This is a genomic window from Billgrantia sp. C5P2 (assembly GCF_051062895.2).
Map to the genome: position 1 here is coordinate 1,758,219 of NZ_CM128542.1, position 19,676 is coordinate 1,777,894.

Here is a 19,676-nt window from a genome sequence, read left to right on the forward strand (position 1 = left end):
CATACAGGAAGGGGGCCGAATCATGTCACTTGGATCGGTTGGAAGCATGGCTAACACTTCTCAAGCTGCCTCAACAGCTGGCATGAGAGCTGCAGTCAATGGCCAAACAGGCAGTATGTCTCGAAAAAGAAAATGTCGACCTGGCAGCATTACCACCAGTGAAATGAACATGGCACCTTCGGGCGATCCTATCCGTGACCAGCAGCAGCTACAGACTTTCCTGGATAACATTGCCACCGATGGCATAGTGGGTATCATCGAGGCGGGTCACTGGTTTCTTTACCGCAAACTGCGCTTGCATGACGGTACTCGTCTCAGAGGGCAGGGCATGGAAAGAACCATTCTTGAAGCCAGGGCAGAGGACTGGCGTCAGGATGATTATGTCGCAATGCACTTGGATGTTGGTCAGAGCCTTCATCCGCACGGCATCTTTCTGTCAGACTTCTGTATGATTGGCGCTGACAAGCACGCAACGGATAATGGCCCTCTGATTCGCCTTGAAGGAATGTCAGATTTTTTGATTGAGCGAGTTAGGACGGAGGATGCATCAAGCTACGGGATCTTCGTTACTGGTTATGGCATTGGCCGCTTTACCAACGACATACATAGTGACTTTTGGAATTCGACTCACCGCGGCATTATACGTCAATGCCGTGCTCTGCGTGGTCAAGTCGGGATAGGTTGTGAAGGAGGGGCTCAGAACATTCTGATCATGGGTAATCATACCGATGGCCAGGTTCTGCACGGCTTTCGCCTCGCCTCGGCCTATGACACTCAGCTCATAGGCAATAGTGCAATAAAAACAAGGAACGCGTATTGGATTGACCGGCACCGAGGTATTCACGTTTTGCATAATACGGCAGCCCAAGTTGAGCGCGGGTGTGTATATGGCGGATTTCACGTGAGCCGCGACAGCGAGATTTCGACGGGCTTATGGATAATGGGGAATCAATTCAAAACAACTAGATCGGCGATAACAGATGCCTATCAAGGGAATGCAGATAAATTTACCCGAATCGTAAAAATTAAGGACAATTATTTGCAAGGGGGGAATATTCGCCTTCTCTGGTCCAAGCAAGTTGACGTCCAAGGTAACGATGGCGATGGTAACAATGCTATCGTTATCTCTCATCAGGTCACAGGCATGATAGGTAATAATTTTATGAGATTGATAAACAGATCAGACGGAGTAGTAGACATTGGAAGGAATATTGCAAACATTTCGTAATGAGCTTGAGGATTATTGAAATCCATTAATAAAAAGCCTGCTATCATAATTTTTATAGTTTCGCTTAAATATAACTTAATCTCTTGCCCGCTATTTTGGTTGGTAATGTGTTCCTCTTTCTTCATAATAGCCTGAAAGCTTTGGATAGGCTATCCGCATCAATAATATCACTGCTGCCAAGAGCTATAAAAATAACGATTGCAAGGTCATTGATAAGAAACCATAGATCATGACATATAGAAAAGACATAGATGGTTTAAGAGCTATAGCAGTGCTTTCAGTGATTGCTTTTCACTCGGGGCTGGATTTTACTTCTGGTGGATACGTCGGGGTGGATGCATTTTTTGTGATTAGTGGTTTTATCATAACAAACATGATTTATAGGGAGGTTAAGGAAAATGAATTTAACTATATTGATTTTTATAAAAGAAGAGCCGCCAGACTTCTTCCAGCCTTCATTATAACATTGCTGCTAGTATTTGCTTTCGGATTCTATTTCTATACAACCAAGTCGTTCGACAAACTCGGGAAGGAAATATTTTTTTCTTCACTTGGAGCTGCAAATATTTTGTTTGCCCAAGGAGCCAACTATTTTGCTGAAGATTCTGCTTACCAGCCTTTAATGCATTTGTGGTCGCTTGGTGTTGAAGAGCAGTTTTATCTTGTGTGGCCCACTTTGTTACTGATAGCTTTTAGGATCTCTGATGTAACAGTTATTCCTTTGACGGGAATTGCCTTGGTTATAACAACTTTAATGGTCATTTCGGCAACTAATGATGGTAATAGCAAGGCATATTTCTTACTTCAATATCGGGCAAACGAGCTGTTGATCGGATCTCTTACGGCGCTTTTTCTGGCAAAATACCAAAATAATAAAGTGAAAGATAACTACAAGAGATATCTAAGTTATTTGGGTTTGTTACTCATGATTGCGCCCGTACTGCTTTATGACGAAAACACTGCTTTTCCAGGTTATAATGCTCTACTACCTTGCATTGGCGTTGCGCTCATCATTGCTTTTCCGAACAGAGGGATCGTCACTAAAATACTGTCTCACGGGATATTGGTTTTAATGGGATTAATATCCTATCCATTATATTTGTTTCATCAGCCATTAGTTTCATTCGTACGTTACTTCGAACTGGAAATGCCGGCGTATATTATTTTTATAACTATAGCTACTCTATCATCCCTTATGGCTATGGCAACCTATCATTATATAGAGAAACCGATTAGAAATATTGCACGGTCAAGCTCCATAAAGTCTTCAGTGACGATAGTAGGGCTATGTCTTTTTATCCCGGCCTTGGCTGCCGTAGGTTTTATTGTTGCTAAATCCAATGGCCTGCCTGAACGATTCAAGTATTTAAACAAATTTGCATTGGAAGTTACTAAATTTCACTCGTCTACTTTTCATGATAATCACGAGCGAGGTTTAAATATAAAAAATACTGAATACGGTAAAGTTTTATTCGTTGGTGACTCAGTATTGCAGCAATATGTTTTACCTTTTAGCATCGCTATCGGGCTTGGGGCAGCCGAAGTGGATACAGTAACGAGAGGCGGTTGTGTGCTTCTGAAAGGAGTAGAGTTTAATGATAAATACGCAGATATATCCTGCAATGATTTAAGAGAGAGTTTATATAATTCTCAAAAAAAATACGATTATGTCGTAATTTCCCAGTCTTGGGAATTGTACCAAGAGTCAGTCACAAATTTTCCTATCGGTAAAGAAATTTATGATAGATGGGCTGATTTTATAAACCAGACGATAGAGCATTTCTTACAGTATGCAGATGAAATAATCATCATTGGAGCCCATCCAAGGGTCTCTGGAACTACGAGCTTGCAACCTTCAATAAGACTTACCAAAGAGTCCTACCTGCACGGGTTGAGGTCGCTTGAGATAGTTAATGTTTCGGGTATAAATTCAGCAAGTCGCTTTTTCCATGAGTTCGAGAATATTAGTGGCGTTACCATTTTGGAGCCGCACGAAATTTTCTGCTCACCCAACTGTACACTCAGTAGTGATATCTGGTCTTACTACAGAGATAGTCAGCATATCACGAGCGCAGCCACAAATTTTGTTGTCGAGCGAATAAAACATACGCTGGCGACAAGGGCTGGCGAGTGATGAACGGAATTTCTGGGTGTAAAGCTAAAGAAAAGGAAAGTCACTATCCAGGCGGTGAAACCATTTCTAAGCCAAAAAGGGTTGAGTGGCTTAATTTTTTCATACCGATCATGGCTCCAAGCGTACAACTGCTGGGCGCGGATAGCATATTAACCAAGTCATAATTCACACCCTAGTAAAAATATTAGAATATCAATTGCTTAGGTGTAATCAGCCTGGTAGTCACTGACATTCTATCATGCCTCGACTCAACCTGGAGGGATGAAGAAATCCATGCTATTTCAGGTTCGTATTTTTTGTAATCTTGTGTAATGGTTATTGTATTCATGTAAAAAATGGCTGAATGACTGATGTACTAAAGCTTTCAGCTAGCAGGCAGTAGGGAAACTAGGAAAAGGATTCGATCTCTATGCAGCACCCTAGAGTTTGGCTGCTTATTAGGGGGGCGCATGTTAGGGGAAACTGCCATGAGCACTCGGAATGTCTCGAAAGCAAGGGAGAAGACAATGAACAAATTTGCACGTGGTGCCTGCTTCGTAGCTGTATTGCTGCCACTAGGCATGGCAGGTGGCTGCGCCCTTGCGCCTGGAGGTCACATCGACTATGAAGCGCAGGAAGTTTCATTGGATGAACAAATCGATATCGTTACGATTACTCCCGAATTGATTTCGGGGTATCGCATGGATAACGATACAAGCAAAGCACAAGGCGTCACTCCGGAGTTAGCGAGTGAAATTGAAAATTATGTATACCGTGTTGGCCCAGGTGACGTACTGAATATAGTTGTCTATGAGCACCCAGAACTTACCATCCCGGCGGGTGGGGAGCGTAGTGCGGAGGAGTCTGGAAATATAGTTCACTCCGATGGGACTATCTACTATCCCTACATAGGAAATTTAAAAGTCGAAGGACGCACGGTAGGTGAAATTCGGCAAATGATTACCAGCCGTCTTTCAACTTACGTTACCGAGCCTCAAGTTGAGGTCAGGGTGGCTGCTTTTAACTCCAAAAAAGTTTACGTGAGCGGCGAGGTCAATACGCCTGGGGCACAGCCTATCACAAATGTCCCGATGACAATATTGGATGCGATCAGCGCTGCTGGTGGAGCAACGGAGAATGCGAACTGGCATAATATAATTTTGAGTCGGAACGGTCAGGAGAAAACTTTTTCTCTTTATGAAATGCTGAAAAGAGGGAACCTGGCACACAATTCGCTTCTGCAGCCAGGCGACGTACTTCATATTGCTTCTTCGGAAAACCAGAACATATCGGTAATGGGACAAGTAAGGAATCCAGGTAATATCACAACGGGCAGGGAGCGTATGAGCCTGACCGACGCACTAGGGCGCGCGGGTGGGGTTGTCGAGTCTAGGGCTGAACCTTCAGGTATTTTCGTTATTCGTGGTAATCCTGCCGGAAGTGAAAAAATGGCGACCGTATACCAGCTCGATATTTCCAATGCCGTCGCGCTTAATATGGGTTCCTATTTTCCTCTCGAACCACATGATGTCGTTTACGTAACCTCGGCTCCGCTGGCGCGCTGGAATAATGTTATTAGTCTGCTTTTGCCGTCCATATCGTTGCCCGGTAATGTGGCGTCGACCTCCAACGAAATTGGCGATCTCTAAAACAGCGAAGCTCTTGTCTATGGCGGGCACATTATAATAAGTACGAAAAACTATTGTGCCCGCCATTGTTGAGATTCTATCCAAGTCGCTATTGATGCGCGTGCTCAGAGGGATGGTTGACGATGAATAGCTTGAGTTCAAATAGCCCAGTTCTCAGTACCGGTTCTGGTATGGCGCCGGCCGCCAGCCTACCTGGGGATGAGAACGTTGACCTAGGGCGCATGCTGGGCATGCTCTTAGATAATAAATGGAAAATTATAATATTGACCTTGCTATTCGGATTTGTGGGGGCTGTATATTCGCTGTTGGCCACACCTATTTATCAAGGAGATGCGCTTGTTCAGGTTGAAAAGACAGGTCCTAGAACGGGTGCAGATGAAATCGCTGCGATGCTACTGCAAGAAGAGCCGGTAACCGGCGCCCAGATGGAAATTCTCCAGTCACGGCTTATTGTCGGGCAGGCTGCAAATAGGCAGAAATTGGATATCAGTGTGGCTCCAGTGGTATTTCCATTTATTGGTAATGCGATTATCCGCTACGATATACCTCGCCCCGGTTTCGCGCAGGGTAGACCGGAAATTTGGGGCGGCGAGCATATTTATGTAGAGTCATTAAGCGTTGCTCCCGAGCTGGAAAACAAGCCGCTAACGCTTGAGGTTGCTGAGGGCGGGTATCGAGTTCTTGGTCCTGAAGGCGAGGAATTACTGTTTGGTCGTTCTGGCGAGCGCTCCGAATCAAGCAATCCTTGGCTGGAAATATACATAAGCGAGATACAAGCGCCGATTGGAGCTCAGTTCGAACTGCGAAAGCGTAGCCAGCAGGCCACTATCGACTACCTCAGAAACCGTTTTGTCGTCACTCAGAAGGGTGAGCGCGACACAGGTGTTTTACAGCTTATTCTAACAGGGCCCGACAAGGATGAAGTGAAGTCCTCACTGGATGCGATTTCAGAAGTATACTTGGCCCAAAATATTGCCAGGCAGGCAGCTGAAGCAGAAAACAGTCTTGTGTTCCTAGATGAACAACTGCCTAAAGTACGTGAGCAATTGGTTGAGGCGGAGAATCGGCTTAATACATATCGAATGGAGCAGGAAAGCGTGGATCTCACCGAAGAAACACGCAACATGCTTGCCGGCATGGTGGACATTGAGAGTCGCTTAAACGATCTTGAAATGCAGGAAGCTGAATTGTCACGTAGGTTCACTCCCAATCATCCTGTCTATGCTGCATTGCTTGAGAAAAGGGCTCAGCTACAGCGCGAACGTGCAAACATGGAACAGCGCACCAGCAACCTGCCGGAAACCCAGCAGCAGATCCTGCGCATGAACCGTGATGTCGAAGTCACTCAACAAATATATGTCCAGCTCTTGAACCGTATGCAAGAGCTCAACATTGCCAAAGCTGCAACCGTTGGCAATGTAAGAATCATTGATTTTGCTATGACTCGGTCAATTCCCATTAAGCCTAAATCTAGCTTAATCGTAATAATTTCACTTTTAGTTGGGTTCTTGCTGGCTGTAAGCTTTGTATTGCTGCGTGGCTTTTTAAGCAAAGGTGTCGAGAGTGCTGAGCAGCTGGAAGATATCGGGCTTCCTGTCTATGCGACGGTTCCCCGCTCGGCAGACCAGATGAAACTGGTAAAACGAGTCAAATATCGTAATAACAAAGCAAGCCAACATGCCATTGGGAGTTTTCTTGCCAAGTTGTACCCGACGGACATGGCCGTCGAGGCTATTCGCGGACTTCGTACCAGTCTCCACTTCGCCATGATGGATTCGCGCAATAATGCAATTATGATTACGGGCCCTAGCCCTGGCATAGGCAAGAGCTTTGTTACCATCAATCTAGCCTTTGTTTGTGCTCAAGCAGGACAGAAAGTCTTGGTCATTGATGCGGATATGCGCAAGGGTAATTTGCACTTTACCTTCAACGACAAGTCAGAAAATGGTCTCTCCGAAGTGCTCGCCAGCCAGCTGCCTGTCGAGCAGGCGATCAGGCGCTCGGATGTGCCCGGGCTGCATTACATGACCCGTGGTGTGGCTCCGCCTAACCCATCGGAACTTCTGATGCGCCATAGTTTCGCTGAGGCGATTGGCAAGGTCGGGCAGGAGTATGACCTTGTACTTATTGATACTCCTCCTGTTCTGGCGGTCACCGATGCGTCGATCATAGGCAAGGTTGCCGGAACGTCTCTTCTGGTTGCTCGCTTTGGCGTCAACCCGATAAGGGAAGTGAGAGTTGCGTCACGCAGGTTGGCGAATACAGGCGTGCATGTACAGGGATGCATTCTAAACGCCATCGAGAAAACGGCAGCCCTTAGCTATGGCTACGGCTATTACAGCTATTCATATAAATAAAATGCCCGCCACAGCCTGTTGGGCAAACCACCAGGCTTTGGGAGCTTATCTTCTACATCCATGTTGAAGGTGGCATGCCGTGAAGTATACAACCAAGACAGCAGATGTTGATAGCATTCGCGGTGGGCTCCGTTATATACATGGGGTTAGCTCTGCGTATATCTGCTGGATAACTCTATTCTTATATCTTTACCTTCTGAGCCCATATTTCGATCTTCGAGCTGCTGTGCTTCACGGCGGGATGCTGTCGATTGCACTGTTACTGGGGTCCCATCCGGCCATTTCTCTCAAGGCAGTGCAGCAAGTTCCCTTGTTAGTAACTCTTATTGTGCTTTGCTTATTTTGTTTATATAACTTAACAGTTTTTATTTTTTACACTGAGGTTTTTGCTACGACCTTCTTGACATACATGATACAAGTTGCTCTGTACATTCTGCTGGGATATGTGCTGGCTTTATCACTAATGCGAAAATCACTGGACATGGATCAGGTCTTGACTTTGTGCTTCAAGCTTGTGGTTTTTATCGTGTTCATAAACTCTTTGATTATCCTTGTAGAGTATAACTTTCCGGCGTTTAGAAATTTTATTGAATCGATGCTTTATCAGCCGGAGAATTCTAATATTGATTATCTTACGAGAGAATTCCGTCTCCGAGGAATCGCTTCTGGCGGGGCGGCAAATCTATCACTGTTTCATGGCACGTCTTTGATACTTCTTCAGGCGCTTTATGTCAAGAAAAAAATAGGATTCCTTTATTTTGTTACAGCTTCGGTAACCACTTTTACGTCTCTCTTGTTTATTGGGCGTACAGGGATAGTGGTGGCAATTATTGGGATCACATTATTCCATGTTCTTAATTTTTTATTTTCAAAGGAAAAGCTGTCGCTTCGTCGTTTCCTCCTCTATATCACTATTGCTGGTATCGTCATGGCTGTTCCACCTGTCTTCGCCTTTCTCTTTCCAGAAAACGTTCTTTCTTATTCTATAAGTTTCTTATATCAAGGTATAGAGGGCGTACAGCAAGAAGGAACCACTGCGGCTTTGGCAAGAATGATAAATATTCCTACCGAATGGCCTAAGCTGTTGTTCGGAGTTGGTGTGCATAGCGGTGACTTTAGTTTAAGGCGAAGTGTGGACCTAGGTTACATGAGAATGTTCACTGCTTTGGGAATTCCCGTGGCGATCACATTCTACTTTTTTGTAGCCTTTCTTGGAAAATGCGTATATAGCGTAACGCATTACAAAAGTTTCTGGATCGTATTCATGATTATCATGTTTATTGCTGAGTACAAGGAGCCCTTTATTTTCAAAGGATATTCGGCAAGGCTTATGTGGTTGATTATTGGAGTTGGGCTCTGTTACAGATATTCTTCTTGGCAGTCTATTGATAAGAAAACAGCCTCCGATTCCGCGCGGTGATTTGGCGACTCTATATTTTCGTATGCACAAATGGAGATAGTCATGCGGCCCCTAATTTCCATTGTGGTACCTGTATACAATAAAGAGAATTACGTTTCACGAGCGATTAAATCAGTGTTGGACCAGACTTACACTGAGTTTGAAATCATCGTCGTCGACGATGCTTCCACAGATCGCAGCATGGAGAAGGTGGCGGAATTCAAGGACTCCAGAATCCGTGTTCTTCACCGTTCGCAACCCGGACCGGGCGGATATGCCGCTCGTAACTATGGCATCCGCGAAGCTCGGGGAAGCTGGATTGCTTTGCTCGATGCCGATGACGCTTGGTTTCCTGAGCATCTCACTCAATCGATGCGAATAGCTAGCGAGTTTCCAGACATTCCCATTATCAGTGCCGCCCGGATGAGCGAGGTGAATGGAACTCTGAAGCTGGATCCTTTTGCAAAACGATTTATTTCTCAAGGTTCTCAGATACTTTACTTATCTGACTACCTTGAGTTCGCTTGCAAGGGGTTAAGGGCAATGGGGACAAACTCGATACTCGTAAAGCGGGATTCACTCTACCGAAATTCTATCTTTCCGGAGGGGCGTGCCGAGCGCTCAGGGGACCTTTATACCTGGGTAATGCTAATAGCAAGAATGAAGCGCATGATTTGGTCTCCTCATGTTGCTTCTATCTCTTATCGTCAAGCCTCTTTCGTTTCTCGAAATAGTGTACCTTCGATGCGTTTGTTTCATGAAATGGTGAGCGACTTGGAGCCCTATATTGATGAAAGACAGTCTAAGGCATTAAAGAAATATGCGAATAAAATGGTGAAATATGCTTGGCTTGAAAATAAAAAGGCCAGTTCCTCCATAGAGACTTCTGAGCTCTGCAAGTCTTTCTACTGGGATGTTGATTTTATCTATTGCTGTAAGTGGTTTCTGGTTTCTCTGTTGCCTTTTGAGGTTCTTGTATCTCTTCACAAGCACCATTCGTCATCTCGTTAGTCTGGATCCTACTTCCTTTTAGGGACGGAGTGTATCATGAAAAAAATCTATCGCCTGGTTCCCGTTGGTCTTCGTGAAAGAGCTGCCTTCATGTTACGTGCGGGTTATTACCCTCAGTTTAAAAAGCCTGTTACGTATAACCAGAAAGTAAACTATAGAAAATTATATTGGAAGAATCCTCTATTTGTCACATGCTCCGACAAAATTGCGGTAAAAGAATATGTGGCGGATAAGATAGGTCGTGAACACATCATTGACAGTGTTTTTGTTGGCGACATGATCACGCCCAACCAAGCCAAGCAGCTAATGGAAAATTATGGCTCTTTGGTTGTTAAGGCAAACCACAACTCCGGTCCCGTTCAGTTCCTTGATAAAGATGATGGCGAAGAAACTATCCGGAATGTTTGTCACAATATCAATCAGCAACTAAAGGAAGACTACGGTAAGGTAAAACAGGAGCCTTGGTACAGTCATGTAAAGCCAAAGGTTCTTGTTGAGCGAAAGTTGCGCATGGCAGATGGTTCGGACCCTTGTGACTATAAGTTTCATGTTTTTAATGATCCTGATAGGTCTAGGCAAACTGTAATATTACAAATGGATTACGATCGACATAAGATGTTGCATCGCTCCTTTTTTAACGAGTCGCTAGATTGGTTGCCCTTTTCCTGGAAGCAGCCTTGTCTTAGAACCAGTATTGTTCGTCCGCCTGGGTATGACAGGATGCTAGAGATTGCGAAATTACTGGCGCTTCCTTTTTCACATGCCAGGATTGATCTTTACAATATTGATGGAAGTATTTATTTCGGCGAAATAACTTTTGCTCATGCCTCAGGGAGAGGTAAGTTTTCCTCTATTATTTATGATAAATGGTTAGGAAAGCTGTGGGAACTTGATCCCGCTATTTAGAAAAAAGCATCTGATTACCCATGAAGGTGGCTTTCCTGTCATGCATATCATGCACATTATTACAAGTCTCTACCCTGGCGGAGCTCAGTCGGCACTGTACCGCCTATGCATGAGCGACACGAGTAACAAGCATACTATCGTTGCAATGATCGGAGGTGGGGAACTAGAGAAAAGGTTAGCCGACCAAGGCATCGTTGTTGAGACGCTGGGTTTCACCCGACAGGGTGGTCTATTCAAGGGTTTTTTGGCTCTCTGGAGACTTTTGAGATCGCTTCGCCCAGATATCGTCCAGACATGGATGTACCACCCAGATCTGATTGGCGGCATTTGCGCTCGTCTTGCCGGGATTCGCCATGTCTGTTGGGGTGTTCGACATACCGCACTTGAACGCGGTAAGAGTTCACGGTCATCAATGTTGACTGCACGGCTGTGCGCTTCGTTGTCCGGCTTTGTGCCCACCAGAATCGTCTGCTGTGCACACGAGGCGGCGCGAGTACATGAATCACTTGGGTACCGGTCCGACAAGTTGGTCGTGATTCCCAACGGTTACGACCTTTCTGATTTTTACCCCTATTCCGAGGATAAGAATGAGCGTCAAATATTTCTTTGTGACAGCGAACAGCTTTTACCCGTTTTGGGAATGGTTGGCCGTTTCAATGTACAGAAGGATCACGAAAATCTACTGAGGGCTTTGGCAGATCTCAAGTCGCGCGGTGTGGGTTTTCTCTGCCTGTTGGTAGGGGCCGATCTCGATGCTGAGAATAGCACGCTAGCCAAGTGGATTGAGGAGTTTGGGCTTCAGCATAATATTAAATTACTTGGATTGCGGTCGGATATCCCTGCAGTCATGAACGTTATCGATCTTCATATCCTGTCGAGCTCATTTGGCGAAGCCTTTCCTAACGTGATTGCTGAGGCCATGGCATGTGGGACCCCCTGTGTCGGAACAGACGTTGGAGATACATCAGTGATTATTGGTAAGTGTGGTTGGGTTGTCCCTCCTCGGGACTCCAAAAAGCTTGCCGATGCCATATCTGCGGCAATCCATGAGCGCGAAACATCCCCTTTGCTGTGGGCTCAGCGTCGCCATTCTTCGGTGGAGCGTATAAGGACACATTTCACTATCGACCGAATGGTAACTGCTTTCAATGACTTGTGGTCAGACTGCATGGAGGCGAAAAAATAGTATGAAATTCCTTATCGTTGCCGGCGCGCCAGGATCACTGATAAATTTTCGTGGCCAGCTCATCAAGGATCTTATAGCAAGCGGGCTAGAAGTGCATGCTGCCGCACCGGATCTCAGCAAAGACGTCCTGACGCATACGCAGCTGGAACAAATAGGGGCAAAGACGCATGATGTCTATATCAGTCGTACCGGAATTAATCCCTTCCACGATATCCGCACGCTGGTAGAGCTGGTGCGGCTCATGTGGTTTATCAAGCCCGACTACGTAATGGGCTATACGATAAAACCTGTAATATTTGGTACTTTTGCTGCTGTGCTAATACGTTGTCCAAGACGTTTTGCCCTGATTACAGGGTTGGGGTATTGCTTCTCCAGCTATGGCCAAACCGTTAAAACACGCTTTATTGGCAGTATTGCAGCCAAACTCTATCGTCATTCGCTGCGTTTTTCCAACAAGGTTTTTTTTCAGAACCCTGACGATCAGGCTCTCTTCCGCGATCGGAATATAATTAATGATTCTGTTCCTTCGGTAGTAGTCAACGGCTCCGGCGTTGATATCGATCACTACATGCCGTGTGCTTACCCTCGGCAAGTCGTATTTATACTGATTGCTCGGCTATTGATCGATAAGGGGATTCGTGAATACGCTGAGGCGGCCTATAACCTCAAGACCAAATATCCCGATGTCGTTTTCACGCTGGTCGGCGATCTCGATAGTAACCCAAACTCCATCACCGCTCAGGAACTCGACCGCTGGGTTAAGGATGGCGTCATCAACTATTTGGGCAAGCTGGATGATGTACGCGATGCCTTGGGCAACGCTAGTGTCTTCGTACTGCCTTCCTTCTACCGCGAGGGAATTCCCAGAACAATTCTTGAAGCTCTGTCAATGGGGCGTCCCGTCATTACCACGAACACTCCTGGATGTCGCGAGACGGTCGTCGACCAGGAGAACGGCTATCTTGTACCACCCAGGGATGCCCCCCAACTGGCGAACGCCATGCGTAGCTTCATTGAGTCACCGCAGCTCATCGCCACCATGGGGAAGCGCTCACGCGAGCATGCACTTCGTAAATATGATGTAAGCAAGGTCAATGCCACCATGCTCAAGGAGATGGGGATTTCATGCTCAAACGTCTCTTCGATATCAGTGTTGCCGCGGTCCTGTTGATCGTCCTGTCGCCGCTCATGCTTGCGATTGCCGCCCTGGTTAGGCTCAAGCTCGGCGCACCCGTGCTATTCAGCCAAGTGCGTCCCGGGCTGCAGGGGCGGCCTTTCCGGATGTTCAAGTTCCGCACCATGCTTGATTCGCGCAATGCCGGTGGTGAATTACTGCCTTCGGGCAGGAGATTGACACGCTTTGGCAAGAAATTGCGGGCGACGAGTCTGGACGAGCTGCCGGAACTCTGGAATGTACTAAAGGGCGAGATGAGCCTTGTCGGACCCCGTCCGCTACTCATGGAGTATCTTCCTCTCTACAGCCCCGCCCAGTTCCGTCGGCACGATGTGCGGCCGGGCATTACCGGCTGGGCTCAGGTCAATGGACGTAACAATCTGAACTGGGAAGAGAAGTTCCGCCTTGATGTATGGTATGTCGAGCATCATTCGCTGTGGCTCGACATCAAGATTCTCCTCCTGACCGTTACCAGGGTGTTGGCTCGGGAAGGTATCTCTCCCAGCAGCCACGAGATCACCCCACGTTTCAACGGCTCCCGCAATGCTCGTTCATTGGACAGAAACCCATGATGCGTCACAACATTCTTCTTCTATCGGCGGGGCGACGCGTCGAGTTACTGGAGTCCTTTCGCAAGTCGCTGAGCTTCCATCTGCCGCTGGCCAAGGTGTTCGCGGCCGATACAGCAACTCGCTACTCTGCTGCCTGCCATGTGGCTGATGCTTGTTTTGACATACCGCGAGTGTCCGATCCCGGTTATATCGACGCTTTGCTAGCGCTGTGCCGAGAGCAGCAGGTTGGGTTGTTGATACCTACGATCGATACTGAGCTAATGGCTCTTTCGCGGTACCGGAATCGATTTCTCGAAGAATCGGTGCAACCCGTCATCTCAGATGCAAGGTTGATTGCGCATTGCCGGGACAAGCGACTCACCGTCAAGGTGTTCAAGTCGATCGGGATCGATACGCCTGAAGTCTATCCGCGCGACGCCCTGGCGTTCCCTTGCTTCTGCAAGCCTTACGATGGCAGCAGTGGCAAGGGTGCCTTCCTGGTCTCCGGACCGGATCGCCTCAGTCGTTCCATGCTCGAAGACGAGCGAAACATATTCATGGAGTCGATCGGCAATGATTACAACGAGTATACCGTCGACGCTTACTATGACCGGCATGGAAGTATGCGCTGCCTCGTACCGAGGCAGCGTCTCGAGGTTCGAGGCGGTGAAGTCAGCAAAGGGATAACCCGCAAGGGGTACGTTTACGATTATCTAACCAAGCGGCTAAAGCAGTTGAATGGCGCACGCGGCTGCATCACTGTGCAGTTCTTCTACCAGCCCATTACCCAACGCATCAAAGCGTTCGAAATCAATCCGCGTTTTGGAGGCGGCTTCCCCCTGGCTGATGCTGCCGGGGCCAATTACCCTGATTGGCTGATTCGTGAATATCTCCTGGGACAAGAGATCGAGAGCTTCGACCGATGGCAGCAGGATCTCTTGATGCTTCGTTACGACGCCAAGGTATTGGTGCCGCTCGACAAGTAGCGGCGTTGCCGGCACTCATGAATCGAAGGGGTTTTACTTATGTTGAATACCCATTTTTCCCCATGGCCCTCCTTTACCCTTGAGGAAGCCAAAGCGGTTGAGCAGGTACTCCTCTCGAACAAGGTCAACTACTGGACCGGTGAGGAGGGGCGGGCTTTCGAGCAGGAATTTGCCATGGCAACTGGCTGTGAGTACGCCATCGCGGTCAGCAATGGCACGGTCGCCATGGAACTGGCGCTGCGCGGACTGGGTATCGGCTCCGGTGACGAAGTCATCGTTACCTCACGCACCTTTATGGCTTCTGCTTCCTGCATCGTCGCGGTGGGAGCGACTCCGGTCTTTGCCGACATTGATCGTGACTCCCAGAACATCACTCTCGCCACAGTTGCCGCCAAGATTACTCCTCACACGCGCGCTATAATCGCGGTTCATCTGGCAGGGTGGCCTTGCGACATGGACGGGCTCATGTCACTGGCGCGCAATGGTATCAATGTGATCGAGGATTGCGCCCAAGCCCACGGGGCACTATATCGGGGCCGCGCTGTCGGATCCATAGCGAAAGTTGGTTGCTGGTCCTTCTGTCAGGACAAGATCCTGACGACAGGTGGTGAGGGCGGTATGGTGACGACCAACGACCCGGAGCTCTGGCGGCGCATGTGGTCCTACAAGGATCATGGCAAGAGCTGGGACGCCGTATATCAGGAAAGGCATCCCCCCGGGTTTCGTTGGCTGCATCACCACTTCGGTACCAACTGGCGGCTCACCGAGATGCAGGCGGCCATCGGAAGGTTGCAGCTGCGTCGCTTGGCGGAATGGTCGGAGAAGCGTCGGTACAATGCACAGCGCATCTGGGATGCTGCCAAGGAGTGCTCGGGGTTGCGGGTACCGACACCTCCCGAGTACATTCAGCATGCTGCCTACAAATGCTATGTATTCGTTGAACCGGAGACGCTAGCCGGGGGTTGGGACCGGGATCGCATCATCGATCAGATCGTATCCCGCGGCGTGCCATGCTACAGCGGTTCCTGTTCGGAAATTTATCTGGAAAAGGCCTTTGAGGGAACCGGTTGGCAGCCGCCGGGGGGGCTTCCAGTGGCCAGGGAGTTGGGCAGAACCAGCCTGATGTTTCTCTGTCATCCTACGCTAACCGAGGTGGAGCTTGATCTCACTTGCCGAGCTCTGTCCGAGGTGATGTCACTTGCCGTTGATTGACTGGTATCGTATCGCACCCTGAGCTTACAGGAGCTCCATGTTCTCCAACTTGAAGGAACTGATCGCCGTCTACGCGATGCCGCTACCTCTCTTCTTTATTTTTCTTGGCCTCGCTGCACTGCTATTTTTCAGCGGCCGACGGCGAGGGGGGCTCGGGTTGGGTGTGCTGGCTACGGTCATGCTTCTATTGGCGGCTTGTAGTCCGTTGGCCGATAAGTTACTGGAACCCCTTGAGAGTCGTTACCCGCCGCTGCAGATATCCGGTGACGAAACATGGGTGGAAACCATCGTGGTACTGGGAGGAGGTTGGCAGCCCGAGCGCGGAGGCTCGAGCCTGTCGCGTTTAAATGAAAGTTCACTCTTTCGGCTGACCGAAGGATTGAAGTTGTTGCAGGATTTCCCTCAGGCTCGCTTGGTGGTTAGCGGCGGCAGTCGGCTAGAGAGCATGCCCCCCGTGGCAGAAGCTTATGCTCAAGCGGTGAGCGAGCTTGGCGTAACTGCCGTGGAGCTGGTGGTTCTCGATTGGCCCACCGATACAGCAAGCGAAGCCCGGGCAGTACGTGACCTGCTCGATCGAGGTAGCCAGCTTTTGCTGGTTACTTCCGCCTCCCACATGCCCAGGGCCATGGCCCATTTCCGAGCGGTAGGTCTCGATCCTGTGGCGGCTCCAACCCATCGGCTTGTAAACCCCGGAGTGGCATGGAACCTGGCTTACTGGCTGCCAACCAGTCAGGCATTGAGCAAGACCGAACGTGCTCTCCACGAGTACATGGGGCTGGTCGCTTTGGTATGGGAGCACTGAAAGTTTCCCGCCACTTCTCACTGATTCTCTATAACTCTCACGTCGAAAGGCCAGACGCCCGGCTCTGGCTTTGCTGCTCTCGATCATTGTATGAGCGGCTGCTACTGTTCATCCCTTCATTGAGGGAGAGGATATGAAGGCAGTGGGAGCTGCCTCTCGCGAATCCGGCACCTTTGCCGGTCGACTCCCGATTTCGATGGGGAGATCCAGCGAGCGCTGCCTCGAAGGAGCAGGGATCCGGCCTAGCCACACCTGGTCGACGATCTCATCTTTAGGAACATAACCTGTGGGGGCCGCCATCAGCAGTTCCCGAATCCTCTCAAGCTCAAGATATTCGACAGCTTGCAACAGCTGCCCCAGATAAGCTTCCATACGTGACCAGGGCCAGTAGTGTTCTCTGGCTGTACTGATGCGCGGATGGGCTGTGGGCGCCACGTTCTCTCCTATCAATAGCTCCTCGAAGAGCTTCTCGCCGGGTCGCAGGCCCGTATGACGGATCTCGATGTCACCTTCGGGATTCTCCTCGCTCAGCACTTCCAGCCCTGATAGCCGAACCATCTCCTCTGCCAAGTCAGCAATGCGTACCGGCTTGCCCATGTCGAGTACGAAGACGTCGCCACCGCTACCCATCGCACCCGCCTGAATCACTAGCTGGGCGGCCTCGGGAATGGTCATGAAGTAGCGTGTCACTTCTGGGTGGGTCACGGTAATGGGGCCCCCTTTGGCTATTTGCTCACGGAACAGCGGAACCACTGAGCCGGAGGAACCAAGAACGTTTCCGAAGCGGACCATGCTGAAGCGCGTGTGAGACTGATGGTCGGCCAGCGCCTGACAGATCAACTCGGCAATCCGCTTGGTAGTCCCCATCACGTTGGTAGGGCGCACCGCCTTGTCGGTCGAGACCAGCACGAAGGTTTCCACTTTGCAGGCCACGGCTGCCTGAGTAGTGGCCAAGGTGCCGAAGACATTGTTGAGGATGCCCTGGGTCACGTTGTGCTCTACCATCGGAACATGCTTGTAGGCGGCGGCGTGGTAGATGGTTTCCACGCCGAAGGTACGCATCACGGTGTCCAGGCGCTGCCGATCCTGCACAGAACCCAGCAGTGCCCTCACCGACACCTTCAGCCTTTGTTCCTGCATGCGCTGTCGCAGGGCGCGCTCAATGGTGTAGAGCGCAAACTCGCTGAGCTCATAGAGCAGCAATTCTCTGGGGCCCTGCTGGAGCACCTGGTGACACAATTCCGAACCGATGGATCCCCCCGCGCCGGTGACCATGACCACCTTCCCCCGCACATTGGCATCCAAGAGCTCCTGGTTTGGCGGCACTGGGTCGCGCCCCAGGAGATCTTCCACGGTAACGTCGCGAATTTCGTTGAGACGGGCATGACCGGCGATCATTTCTTCCATGCTCGGAAGGGTCTGAACGGGAACGGACAAGGGCTCCAGGATACGCAGGATCTCCCGTCTGCGTGAGCGTGGAGCGCTGGGCATGGCCAGCAGGATTCGTTCGGCTCCGTAGTGCTTGAGCAGGCGTGGCAGCATTTTGGGGTTGTAGACTTGCAGTCCCTCGACGAAGGTGCCGTGCATACCCCGCCAATCGTCGACGAAGGCAACTGGCGCATATTCAGAACCCTGCCGAAGGGTGTTCACCAGTTGCGAGCCCGCTGCTCCGGCACCGTAGATGATGACCCTGGCCTTGTAGCGGATCATGCTGTGCATGTTGAGCGAGCGTAGTAGATAACGCACCCCGCCTAAGCTGAGCAAGGCCAGCATCGGATAGATCAGGCAAGTTGATCGTGGCAGGGGGATGGAGGACAGGCTGGAGATGATGGCGAGCAGAGCAGCGGAGGCCGAAATCCCGATTAATAGCGTTTTCATCGCCTTGACGCTGAGGTAGCGAATCACAGCGCGGTAGAACCCCAATCTCGCGAACATTGCCAGGCTTATCGGCAATACGATCAGCCACATGCCCCAGGCGCCATGGTCCAGGAGCGGTTCAATGTTCTCGAGGCGCAGCCAGATGGCCGTGACGAAGCTAAGGGTCAGCAAAATGGCATCGATGAAAATTTGTATCATTCGCTTGTAATGGCGAGGCAAGCGAAAGAGACGATAGAGAATCATCAACATGTCGAGTCCTTTCTGCAAGTGATATCTAAAATATCTTGAAAAGGAATGGCTGACAGACCAACATGATTCTTTGCAAGCAATCCCTTTTGTTAATCAATGTTACGAAGCATATGAAAGGAAAAGGGAATGCCCAAGTTGATTTTCCTAAGCAGGGACTCGATATGGATACGTTCAGTTACAAAGAAAAAAGAGTAAAGTATAAAACAGGCATAACGAGATCTGTAATACTCCAGGGGCGAGTAGGGGACTAATTATCTGTGTAGAAATAAATGGTTAAGTACACTTCTCTGTTTGATAACTAGGAGCGAAGAGGGACTGTTCTAATGCTCGGTTTGTGAAAAATCGCAATTCGAGTGAGGAAAAAAATAGTAACATTCTTCTCAGGAGAAAATTTCTCCAATCTATTTTTGGTAATGCGGCGTGATACCGTGGAGTCATTGTTCAGGCTCATCCCTTGAGGGGTGCTGTGTGCGGAGCAGACCTAAACCTGGCTAATCCTGCCTATGTCATCATCGAGGCGTTATGTTTCAACGAATCCTAATACTTTGCACCGGCAATATCTGCCGTAGCCCTGTTGCTGCAGCGATGCTGGAAGCTCGACTACACGGCAAGCAGATCGAGTCAGCGGGCTTGAACGCGCTGGAAGGTCAGGGGGTAGAACCTACGGCCCGATTATTGGCCGAGGCCGAAGGTTTGAACGTCAGTGCTCACCAAGCGCGGCAAGTCAGCTTGGAGACCCTGTTCAAGGCCGACCTGGTGCTGGTGATGTCCGATGGCCAACGCCTTGCTGTTGGCCAGATGGCTCCCTCCGTGCTGGGTAAGACAATGCTCTTCGGACGCTGGCTGGATGGCGGTCAGGGGCGCGAAATTCCCGATCCCTACCGCAAGAGCGACGAAGCTTTTCGGCAAGTACACCAGCTGCTCCGCGAGGCAGCCGATAGCTGGGTCGGCAAGTTGTGAAGCGAGCCGGGACTC

15 protein-coding genes are annotated in these 19,676 nt (G+C 49.3%); 14 read left to right on the forward strand and 1 reads right to left on the reverse strand.

Features of this window, described 5'->3' with window-relative positions; all coding sequences use genetic code 11:
• Positions 1 to 22: 22 nt before the first annotated feature.
• From ACRWQA_RS08160 to ACRWQA_RS08220, 13 genes are all read left to right on the forward strand, one after another.
• Entirely contained in the window at positions 23 to 1,228 is a 1,206-nt protein-coding gene (locus ACRWQA_RS08160; protein ID WP_434229125.1) for a right-handed parallel beta-helix repeat-containing protein, read from the forward strand.
• A gap of 229 nt (positions 1,229 to 1,457) precedes the next feature.
• Positions 1,458 to 3,362: an acyltransferase family protein gene (locus tag ACRWQA_RS08165; protein WP_434229127.1), complete on the forward strand. Its 1,905-nt coding sequence runs from the start codon at positions 1,458 to 1,460 to the stop codon at positions 3,360 to 3,362.
• A 506-nt stretch (positions 3,363 to 3,868) separates the two neighbouring features.
• A complete protein-coding gene (locus tag ACRWQA_RS08170; RefSeq protein WP_434229129.1) occupies positions 3,869 to 4,990 on the forward strand; it encodes a polysaccharide export protein in 1,122 nt (373 codons plus the stop codon).
• A 122-nt stretch (positions 4,991 to 5,112) separates the two neighbouring features.
• Positions 5,113 to 7,347, forward strand: a complete 2,235-nt coding sequence (locus ACRWQA_RS08175) for a polysaccharide biosynthesis tyrosine autokinase (protein ID WP_446326263.1) — start codon at positions 5,113 to 5,115, stop codon at positions 7,345 to 7,347.
• 79 nt (positions 7,348 to 7,426) lie between these two features.
• Positions 7,427 to 8,767 (forward strand): hypothetical protein, encoded by a 1,341-nt coding sequence (locus ACRWQA_RS08180; protein ID WP_434229131.1) that lies wholly within the window; start codon positions 7,427 to 7,429, stop codon positions 8,765 to 8,767.
• Positions 8,768 to 8,809: 42 nt separating this feature from the next.
• Positions 8,810 to 9,757 (forward strand): glycosyltransferase family 2 protein, encoded by a 948-nt coding sequence (locus tag ACRWQA_RS08185; RefSeq protein ID WP_434229133.1) that lies wholly within the window; start codon positions 8,810 to 8,812, stop codon positions 9,755 to 9,757.
• A 36-nt stretch (positions 9,758 to 9,793) separates the two neighbouring features.
• Positions 9,794 to 10,663, forward strand: coding sequence for an ATP-grasp fold amidoligase family protein (locus ACRWQA_RS08190; RefSeq protein ID WP_434229135.1), 870 nt, complete (start codon positions 9,794 to 9,796; stop codon positions 10,661 to 10,663).
• Complete coding sequence (locus ACRWQA_RS08195; protein ID WP_434229137.1) at positions 10,647 to 11,849, forward strand: glycosyltransferase; 1,203 nt, start codon at positions 10,647 to 10,649, stop codon at positions 11,847 to 11,849. The genes ACRWQA_RS08190 and ACRWQA_RS08195 overlap by 17 nt, the downstream gene beginning before the upstream one ends.
• 1 nt (position 11,850) lies before the next feature.
• Entirely contained in the window at positions 11,851 to 13,020 is a 1,170-nt protein-coding gene (locus tag ACRWQA_RS08200) for a glycosyltransferase family 4 protein (RefSeq protein WP_434229139.1), read from the forward strand.
• Complete coding sequence (locus tag ACRWQA_RS08205; protein ID WP_434229141.1) at positions 12,975 to 13,595, forward strand: sugar transferase; 621 nt, start codon at positions 12,975 to 12,977, stop codon at positions 13,593 to 13,595. The genes ACRWQA_RS08200 and ACRWQA_RS08205 overlap by 46 nt, the downstream gene beginning before the upstream one ends.
• Positions 13,592 to 14,560: an ATP-grasp domain-containing protein gene (locus ACRWQA_RS08210; RefSeq protein WP_434229143.1), complete on the forward strand. Its 969-nt coding sequence runs from the start codon at positions 13,592 to 13,594 to the stop codon at positions 14,558 to 14,560. Before ACRWQA_RS08205 ends, ACRWQA_RS08210 begins: the two co-directional genes overlap by 4 nt.
• 39 nt (positions 14,561 to 14,599) lie before the next feature.
• Positions 14,600 to 15,772 (forward strand): DegT/DnrJ/EryC1/StrS family aminotransferase, encoded by a 1,173-nt coding sequence (locus ACRWQA_RS08215; protein WP_434229145.1) that lies wholly within the window; start codon positions 14,600 to 14,602, stop codon positions 15,770 to 15,772.
• A 37-nt stretch (positions 15,773 to 15,809) separates the two neighbouring features.
• A complete protein-coding gene (locus ACRWQA_RS08220) occupies positions 15,810 to 16,574 on the forward strand; it encodes an ElyC/SanA/YdcF family protein (RefSeq protein ID WP_434229147.1) in 765 nt (254 codons plus the stop codon).
• Between the two features lie 108 nt (positions 16,575 to 16,682).
• Here the strand turns inward: ACRWQA_RS08220 and ACRWQA_RS08225 are convergent, their stop codons facing one another.
• Positions 16,683 to 18,701: a polysaccharide biosynthesis protein gene (locus ACRWQA_RS08225; RefSeq protein ID WP_434229148.1), complete on the reverse strand. Its 2,019-nt coding sequence runs from the start codon at positions 18,699 to 18,701 to the stop codon at positions 16,683 to 16,685.
• A 522-nt stretch (positions 18,702 to 19,223) separates the two neighbouring features.
• On the opposite strand from ACRWQA_RS08225, the gene ACRWQA_RS08230 reads away from it, so the two are divergent.
• A complete protein-coding gene (locus ACRWQA_RS08230) occupies positions 19,224 to 19,661 on the forward strand; it encodes a low molecular weight protein-tyrosine-phosphatase (RefSeq protein ID WP_434229150.1) in 438 nt (145 codons plus the stop codon).
• Positions 19,662 to 19,676: the final 15 nt, after the last annotated feature.